Origin of the sequence: Paracidovorax cattleyae (genome assembly GCF_900104515.1) — a bacterium.
Taxonomy (GTDB): Bacteria; Pseudomonadota; Gammaproteobacteria; order Burkholderiales; family Burkholderiaceae_C; genus Paracidovorax; species Paracidovorax cattleyae.
Genome location: NZ_FNJL01000012.1, coordinates 161,356 through 168,888, shown reverse-complemented (window position 1 = coordinate 168,888; position 7,533 = coordinate 161,356). Strand labels below are relative to the sequence as shown.

6 protein-coding genes and 1 pseudogene are annotated in these 7,533 nt (G+C 65.6%); 3 read left to right on the top strand and 4 right to left on the bottom strand.

The window, feature by feature from the left end:
• The 3 genes and pseudogenes from BLR05_RS12150 to BLR05_RS25865 form a co-directional block, all read left to right on the top strand.
• Positions 1-437 (top strand): annotated as a pseudogene (locus BLR05_RS12150) (transposase); the annotation flags it as partial.
• A gap of 108 nt (positions 438-545) precedes the next feature.
• Positions 546-1,259, top strand: coding sequence for a hypothetical protein (locus tag BLR05_RS25870; RefSeq protein ID WP_143015906.1), 714 nt, complete (start codon positions 546-548; stop codon positions 1,257-1,259).
• Between the two features lie 3 nt (positions 1,260-1,262).
• Positions 1,263-2,165 carry a hypothetical protein gene (locus tag BLR05_RS25865; protein ID WP_143015905.1) on the top strand — a complete coding sequence of 301 codons (903 nt, stop codon included), beginning with the start codon at positions 1,263-1,265 and terminating at the stop codon, positions 2,163-2,165.
• 283 nt (positions 2,166-2,448) lie between these two features.
• Here the strand turns inward: BLR05_RS25865 and BLR05_RS25860 are convergent, their stop codons facing one another.
• Genes BLR05_RS25860 through BLR05_RS12135 form a run of 4 tightly spaced genes read right to left on the bottom strand, consistent with a single transcriptional unit; the run spans position 2,449 to position 7,473 of the window.
• On the bottom strand, positions 2,449-3,129 hold the full coding sequence (locus BLR05_RS25860) for a DUF3325 domain-containing protein (RefSeq protein WP_167361249.1): 681 nt from the start codon (positions 3,127-3,129) through the stop codon (positions 2,449-2,451).
• A complete protein-coding gene (locus tag BLR05_RS12145) occupies positions 3,126-4,667 on the bottom strand; it encodes a PepSY-associated TM helix domain-containing protein (protein ID WP_092834729.1) in 1,542 nt (513 codons plus the stop codon). Before BLR05_RS12145 ends, BLR05_RS25860 begins: the two co-directional genes overlap by 4 nt.
• Positions 4,664-4,963: a hypothetical protein gene (locus BLR05_RS12140; protein WP_092834728.1), complete on the bottom strand. Its 300-nt coding sequence runs from the start codon at positions 4,961-4,963 to the stop codon at positions 4,664-4,666. The genes BLR05_RS12145 and BLR05_RS12140 overlap by 4 nt, the downstream gene beginning before the upstream one ends.
• Complete coding sequence (locus tag BLR05_RS12135) at positions 4,963-7,473, bottom strand: TonB-dependent receptor (protein WP_092834727.1); 2,511 nt, start codon at positions 7,471-7,473, stop codon at positions 4,963-4,965. The genes BLR05_RS12140 and BLR05_RS12135 overlap by 1 nt, the downstream gene beginning before the upstream one ends.
• Positions 7,474-7,533: the final 60 nt, after the last annotated feature.

The following is a 7,533-nucleotide window of genomic DNA, read 5'->3' as shown; positions in this document are numbered from 1 at the left end:
AACGCAAACGCGGCAGCAAGGTACATATGGCCGTGGACACGCTGGGCCACCTGCTGGCGGTGCATGTCACGCCGGCAGACGAACAGGAGCGTGCGCAGGTGCAGCGCCCGTGCGAGGACGTACAGCAGGCCACGGGCCACACGGTACAACTGGCTTGGGCCGACCAGGGCTAGACGGGCGACACCGCATCCAAGGCGGCGCAGGACAATGGAATTGACCTGCAGATCGTGAAGCTGCCCGAGGCCAAGAAGGGCTTTGTGCTGCTGCCGCGCCGCTGGGTGGTGGAGAGAAGCTTCGGCTGGCTGGCGAGGTTTCGCAGGCTCTCTCGGGACTACGAGCGGCTACCCGAAGTGCTCGGCGGGTTGCATTTCCTGGTGTTTGCGGTGCTCATGTTGCCCGCCGCCGCGTGGGTGCTGGCTGCGGCGGGTAGTTCATAACACGCTCTAACGCGACAATCATCTCGCTTAGGTGCTGCTGAGTTCGTCCGCCCTCTGGCACAATTCTTGACCTGAGTGATTTTTAAGCATCTTTTAAGGCGAGACAACATGGATGACGCAGCGCCTTCCTCCGCCACACTCGACGACTTCCGCGCCTTTGTAAAGAAGAAAGTCGACGAGCATTTTGATCGTGAGAGAGCGGGCATGCTCCTCCAAAACTTGGGTTGGGCGATCTTCAAGGAAAAGCCCGAGCTTCGCGCAGTGATGGGCACTCAGAAGTTGAAGTACTTCCTGAAGAGTCACATGTCGACCGATGTGAGCGTCATCCCATCTCCGCTCCGCCCTCTGGACTCTTGGGCCTTCCCAGCCGGACTGGATCTGGATCCATCCGACGAGAAGCTGTTCCGAGTCACTGCGCCAAAGCCCGCCGAGCAGCGACTGCGATATCACCCGGCGGTCTGGGGCGCTTTTACCAAGCCATTGGAACCTGGTCATCGTAGGCTGATTTGGCTGGAGCCGGAACCGAAATTCAGTGATCAAGAGCCTATCGAACAGCCCCCTCCTGCTGGCTCCCTTACTGTTGATGTGCCCGCGGTTGACCCGGGCAGTGAATCGTTCTTAGAGGAAATCCATGCGCGGATTGCAAAGTGGATGCAGGAGAACGAAGTTGGGTATGAAAAGCTAGCACCGCGCAAGAGCGAGCCTCCCAGCCACAGCAAATCTCTCCTAGATGCCATCCTCTCAACTCTAGACGACGGAGATCTACGCAGGGTCACACTCCCACTTGATATCGTTCATAAGCTCCTGCGTGCGTCGCCTTGAATCATGCAGTTCGTCTTTGCTTACGCAGGGATTCCCGCGGGCGAGGCTTACGACGCGGTAGCGGCCCGACAAACGGTACTCGCCGGCGAGAATACGACCTTCGAGGGGTTCGCCTTGCAGCCGGGCAGGTCATTAGAACTGACTACACGCAACATTCTCCGGCGCTTCTACAGTCGTCTGGCAACGGATCTCGATAAGCAATCCTGCATGGCAACCACGGGGTATGCGGTGATCTACGTGCGTGCACCAGGCACTGACGCCACCCGGTTCGAGCAGGCCTTTTTTCCATCGACCCTGACGGTGGGTGTTGAGTGGGAAATGGAAGGCAGCACTTCCGACGCGAAGCGCGCGTCACTGAATCGTCTTTTCAATCTCCTTCTGTCGGCAACGGTAAGGGCGCGCCGCGCGATCACGACTCTTCACAAACAAGTTGTCGATAAAGCCAATCGAACGCCTTTGTTACTCCCTTTAGGCAATTTTCGTTCCGGCAGTTTCGAAGAGTGGCTAAAGCGGCTGGAACAGTCACTGGCTCAACTGACAGAGGATGAAGAGTCTTTGCGAATGCTGGGCGAGGCGGTGAAGGACTTTGAACAATGGCATCCTAAGCACCAGATCGAGAAGTCGAGTAAGCAGTGCTACTGCGATGAACGTGGCGTTGAATTCCGTGCTCCGGGCAAAGCACTGCACGGTATACCCAATATGCCTGGTGACCACCCGTCTGAGTCGTGCCTGCTGTCTGCGTTCAGGCGCTTGGGGGCTCCATTTCATTCCGCATTCCACTACGACGTTCAGAAGGACTCCCCAAAGAAGCTACACGGGCGGTTCTGCACATGCCACCTACCACCTGCGGAAATGGCAGGCGATCCACACTTGAACATCGCGCCGAACGATTTCGTCCGGGTCTAAAAAGCAAAATGGCCAGCGATGCTGGCCATATTGCAGGTAACTTTGATGCCTCGACTGGAGAAAACTTCTCCCGCACATGATGGTGAGCCGGCCAACGTCGGAAGCCTCATGAAGCCAAGCCGACGATCTAACTCCTCTCACCAAACTGAAAAAGGGGGGCACGAAGATCCCACTTTCAGCTACCTCGCCCGCGTTACCGCGGGGCGCTTCCCCCGTGCTCAGCAAGTGAGCCTAGGTTTCGCGCATGCGTGTCGGTTGCACTGTATGCAACGGCCTGATTGTATCACCCTGTGGACGGCGCTGTCTGACCCGCAATGCCAGCGCTTTGGAAGACCACTTTTTTCTCGAGCCGGACACTCGACGTTCCGCGTTGAGTTAGGTGGCACAACCTCTGGCACAATGGGCGGCTAAAGCAACTCTTGTCCGCTGCGAACGCTGTGCTCCTGGAGCCCGACTGATAGGTGCCGCTTGGGTTGGGGGCCTCCTTTCCCTGAAGCGCCACCAGATACGAAAAGCCTTTCAAGTCGACGATTTGGAAGGCTTTTTCATTGGCAGGTGCGGCATCGGGATGGCCGCCGGCCCTTGCGCCGGAAGATTGGTACGTGGGGATTGCAAGGGAAACGGTCAGGCCATTGCCGCTTCGGGAGCGAATGGTTGCATGGCTTGCAAGTACCAGGCGCCCCATCCATCGAGGCGCCCCGGTCAGCAAGGCCATGAGGCCGAAGCCGCTGGCGCTCCACAAAGCGGCCCAGAGCAAGGTTCCCATGGCGATGCCGTCGGCAGCAGCGCATGCGAGCCATGCCAGCGTCCCCAGCCCCGCCGAAACGATTCGCAGGCCCGCAACCGATCTGCTGGATATGGGTGTGGGCAAGGTGTCCTGCACCCGCCGGGTCGCCAGGTACAGCAGCCACCACGCGGCGCCCAGGCAGGCCGCTGCGCAGGCTGTCAGCGCGCCCCCGCTCATGCGGCGGCACTTCCGCGTGCAATGCGCTGCGCAGACCATGCTGCCACGGTGGCCAGCAGCAGCAACATGATGTCCACCCCGACCACGGCTGCCGGCGTGCGCGACCATGCCGTGCCGTAGGCCCGCGTCGTCAGCGCATTCAGCACCACGCACACCAACGCGAGGCCGGAGATGGCCATGGCCTGATCGCGCCAGGCCTTGGGACCACGCACCAGCGCAAGCGCCAGGCAGGCCAGCCAGGTGCCGTAGAACGCGGCCGCCTCCAGCTCCGCACGGGCCAAGCCCATGGCATGCGCTGTATCGGGGAGCAGGCGATTGGCAGCCAGGAAGGCCAGCGTGGCCACCACGGTGCCGGTCGTGCCGGCGATGCAGAGCGACTCGACCAGGCGCCAGCGCAGGCCCGGCGGCGTGCGCGCGCGCCGTGCTGCCAGCCAGTGCACCAGGCCGCTCGCGATGAGCACGCAGCCCGAAAGTCCCAGCCCGAAGTACAGCCAGCGCAGCAGCGGATGCTCGAACTGGATGAAATGCAGGCCCGAGATGAAGCGCTGCACGCCCATGGCCGGCGCCGCCTCGAAGCGGTGCAGGGGATGGCCGGTGGCGGCGTCGAAGAAAAGCTGGTCCAGGTTCATCGGCACCTCGCGCGCATAGGAGCGGCGCAGCTCCACCGTGGCGTGCCGGTCGCCTGGGTTCCACACGCGCAGGAAGTACGGCTCCGCGCCCGCGCCCCAGGTGCGGCGTGCCGCGTCGGCCATGGCGTCCAGCGATGCCATGGGTGCTGTCGCCGGCCCTGCGCGCGGGCGCTGGTAGCGGCCATAGCCGTCGGCCTGCACGGCGGCGCGGGCCTGGGGGCCGTCGCCGTACACACCCACGTGCGCCTGCGGAAAGTACAGCGACCAGAAGATCACCAGCCCCGACATCGTGATCGCCACATGGAAGGGCAGGCCCATCACGCCCGTGAGGTTGTGCAGGTCCAGGCTGCTGCGCGGCAGCCGGCTGCGCGGCCGGAACGTGAAGAAGTCCGCCAGCAGGCGGCGGTGGATCACCAAGCCGCCCACCAGCAGCACCAGCATGCCCATGCCGGCCAGGCCCACCAGCCATTTGCCCAGGTCCTTCCAGTCCCAATGCAGGCCATAGTGGAACGGGAAAATGAAGCCGCTGGCACCCCAGGTGCCCGGCGCCGGCAGCACCGCCAGCGTGGCCGCATCCAGGTAGCGCTGGCCACGCACGCCGTCCGGGCCCTGCCAGGACAGGCGCAGCACGGGCGTGCGCGGCGTGGCCCAGTCGATACGCCATTGGCGGGCGCCGGCCGGCACCAGCGCCTGGACGGCGGGCTGCAGCGCGTCCAGCGGTGGCGGTCGATGCGGCGCCGGCAGCCGGGTGGCGGGCATCATCCAGCGGTCCAGTTCCCGGTCGAATACGCTGAGCGTGCCCATCCAGAAGACGACCAGCAGCAGCACTCCTAGCACGATGCCGCACCAGGTGTGCACACCCGCCATGCGCGTGCGCCAGCGGGCGGTGGGGGCGGGCGCCGCGCTCATGCGGGCATGCCCGGCTGCAGCCACCAGCCCGCCGCAGCGCAGCCCGCGGCGGCCAGGCCCAGCACGCCGGCCAGGCGCAGCAGCCGGGGGCACGCCAGCGCCCAGAGCAACACGCCCAGGTAGGCCGGAAAGCCCAGCATGGCGGCCGCCACGACGGCATCGGACGGCGCCAGGCCGCCGCGGGCCAGCGCGCTGGCAGTGGCCGTTGTCGCCAGATGCACCACGCCATAGCCGCCAGCCACGGCCACCACTGCGCGTGCCGCGGTGCACGCCACCGTCGCTGCGCTGTAAGCCATCAGAAGTCCACCGAATAGCCCAGCGTCAGCGTGCGGCCGCGGCCCGCGAAGTACCGCAGCGGCTCCACCAGCGCGCTTTGCGAGTAGTAGGTGATGTAGTCGCGGTTGAACAGGTTGGCCACGGCCAGCCGCAGCCGGCCCTTGGGCAGCCTGTACTGCACGCTGGCGTCCACCAGCGTGTAGCCGCCGAAATTCATGGCCGGATTGTCGAAGGTGCGGCTGAAGGCGCGCTGCACCTGCACGAAGGATGAGAGCTGTTCATTCCACTGCGCCGTCCAACTGGCCACCAGCCGGTCGGGCGCGATGTTCAGGCCGTCGAGCCGCGCGTCCAGGCGGCCATCGTCGTTGCTGTCGTAGCGGCCTTTGGTGCGCGAATAGGCCAGCCTGGCCTTGTGGGCGCGGTGGACCTGCCAGCCCAGGCTGGCCTCGAGCCCGTCGATGCGGTTTTTCTCGCGTGCGAGCATGAAGGCCTCGTTCACCCGCAGCACCCGCGTGCCGTAGTCGGAGGACGACCGGAACCAGCTGGCCTCGGCCTCCCAGTCACCGCGTTTCACGCGCGTGCCCAGCTCCACGCTCTGGGTGACGATGGGGCTCAGGCTCTTCATGTCGTCCACGTTCTGGCCCGGCGTGTTGATGGACCGCAGCACGCGGCCCACGTCCGGCATGCCGAAGCCTTCGGAATAGCTGGCATAGACGTTCCAGTCCTTGGCAGGTTCGAAGACGATGCCGGCGTTGTAGAGCGTCTCACCGAAGTCGAGCGTGCCGCCCTGCACGGCCACGCGGTTGTAGGCCGCCAGCGTGCGGTAGCTGTCGATCTTCAGATCCGCGTATTCCCTGCGCACGCCGCCGTGCAGCGTGACCTGGTCGAGCAGCCTGTACTCCCCCTGCAGGAAGAGCGACAGGTTGCGGTATTCCGAATCGGGCACGTAGGTTCGGCCGGTACCGAACAGGTCCTGCTTGCCCTTGTCCACCAGCGTGTCGAAGCCGCCGGTGAGCTTGAGCCGGTCGTCCAGCAGGTCGGCGCGGGTCAGCGTGACCTTGGTGCCCAGCTTGGACGATTTGGCGCGCGACTGGTCCACCAGCGTGCCGCGCGGCGCGATCAGCGGGTCCTGGAAGGTGGCCGAGCGGTCACCGCCGAACAGCGCCTCGAACTCCTGGCTGAACGCCAGGGCCGACAGCTCCATGCCCGCCAGGTTGTAGTGGTTGTAGGTGATGGCCGAGGTCTGGACTTCGTTGAAAGGCGGCGCACCCGCTGGCGTGCCTCGGGTGGAGGTGGTGGGAATGCCGCGCGTGCGATCGCCCGCCACGCCGATGTAGTCAGCCTGCGACTTGATGCGGTAGCGGTTGATCGACAGTTGCAGCCGCTGGTCGTCGTCCAGCCAGTAGCCAAGCTTGCCCAGCACGTCGTAGCTGCGCGCGTCCATCAGGTCACCCTGGGTGTTGTCCGCGCCGATGCCGCGGCCCTGCGCGTCGCGCCACAGGCCCTGGTCCTCGGCGGCGATGGAGAACAGGTAGTCCAGCCTGTCCTGCCGGCCGTTGGCGCTGTAGGCCATCCTGGTGGACAGGCTGTCGCTGCCGCCGTGCCCGGCGGGCATGGTGGCCTGCACGTCCACGTGCTGGTTGAGCGCGCCGTTCTCGGGTCGCTTGGTGATGAGGTTGATGGTGCCGCCCGTGGCGCCCAGGCCATTGATGGCGTTGGCGCCCTGGACCACTTCCACCCGGTCGACCATGGCGAAGTCGATGGTATGCGCCTCGCGCCCGGTGGGCCGGATGGGGTTGGACTGCGGCACGCCGTCCACCAGGATCAGCGGCGTGCGGCCCCGCAGCGTCTCGCCGCTGCCGTTCATCTTGCCGCGGCTGGGCGTGTACGAGGGGATCAGGTTGCTCAGCACGTCCGATGAATTGGTGGACAGTGCCAGCTGCTGCTCGATCTGCGCGCGCGTGATGACCTGCACCGTCTGCGGCGCCTTCTCGGCCTCCATGTTGGAGCGCGAGGCCGACACGGTCACCGTTTCCAGCGTGCCGCGGCCCGCCGGCGTGCGGACTGCCGGGGCGTCCTCCGCCGCGCCGCCGGCGGGGGCGGCCGCGTCGGCGGCCACGGCCTCTGCGGGGGCCGCCCGGGCGCCCGTTCGATCCCGCTCACCGGCCGGGGGTACCGTGGCTGGCAGTGCAGGTGCGAGCCCATAGCCGGCACCGGTCTTCCGGATGGCATAACCGCTGCCCTTGAGCAGTTGCGCAAAGCCTTCTTCCACGCTGTAGCGGCCTTGCAGGCCGGCGGTGGTGGCTCCGGCCACCCGGCCGGCATCCACCGCCAGCGACACGCCCGCCTCTTGCGCGAAGCGGTTGAGCGCCGGGCCCAGCGCGCCGGGCGGGATGTCATAGGCCTGAACCACGGCGGAGGCGTCGGGCTGGGCGTGCACCGCAGGAGACAGTGCCGCCAGTGCCAGGGTCAGCGACAGTGCCAGGGGCGGAAGGCCGCCGCGCGGGCCGGAACGCATTGAGTCGCGCATGTTGGAGATCCTTTGTTCATTGGGTTCACAGCCCTTGACGGGCCAGAACGCAAAACCGGA

Bases quoted from the DNA above. Each gene is read 5' to 3' on its own strand.
- BLR05_RS12135 (WP_092834727.1), bottom strand. From the start codon at position 7,473: ATGCGCGACTCAATGCGTTCCGGCCCGCGCGGCGGCCTTCCGCCCCTG.
- BLR05_RS25865 (WP_143015905.1), top strand. From the start codon at position 1,263: ATGCAGTTCGTCTTTGCTTACGCAGGGATTCCCGCGGGCGAGGCTTAC.
- BLR05_RS25860 (WP_167361249.1), bottom strand. From the start codon at position 3,129: ATGAGCGGGGGCGCGCTGACAGCCTGCGCAGCGGCCTGCCTGGGCGCC.
- BLR05_RS12145 (WP_092834729.1), bottom strand. From the start codon at position 4,667: ATGAGCGCGGCGCCCGCCCCCACCGCCCGCTGGCGCACGCGCATGGCG.
- BLR05_RS25870 (WP_143015906.1), top strand. From the start codon at position 546: ATGGATGACGCAGCGCCTTCCTCCGCCACACTCGACGACTTCCGCGCC.
- BLR05_RS12140 (WP_092834728.1), bottom strand. From the start codon at position 4,963: ATGGCTTACAGCGCAGCGACGGTGGCGTGCACCGCGGCACGCGCAGTG.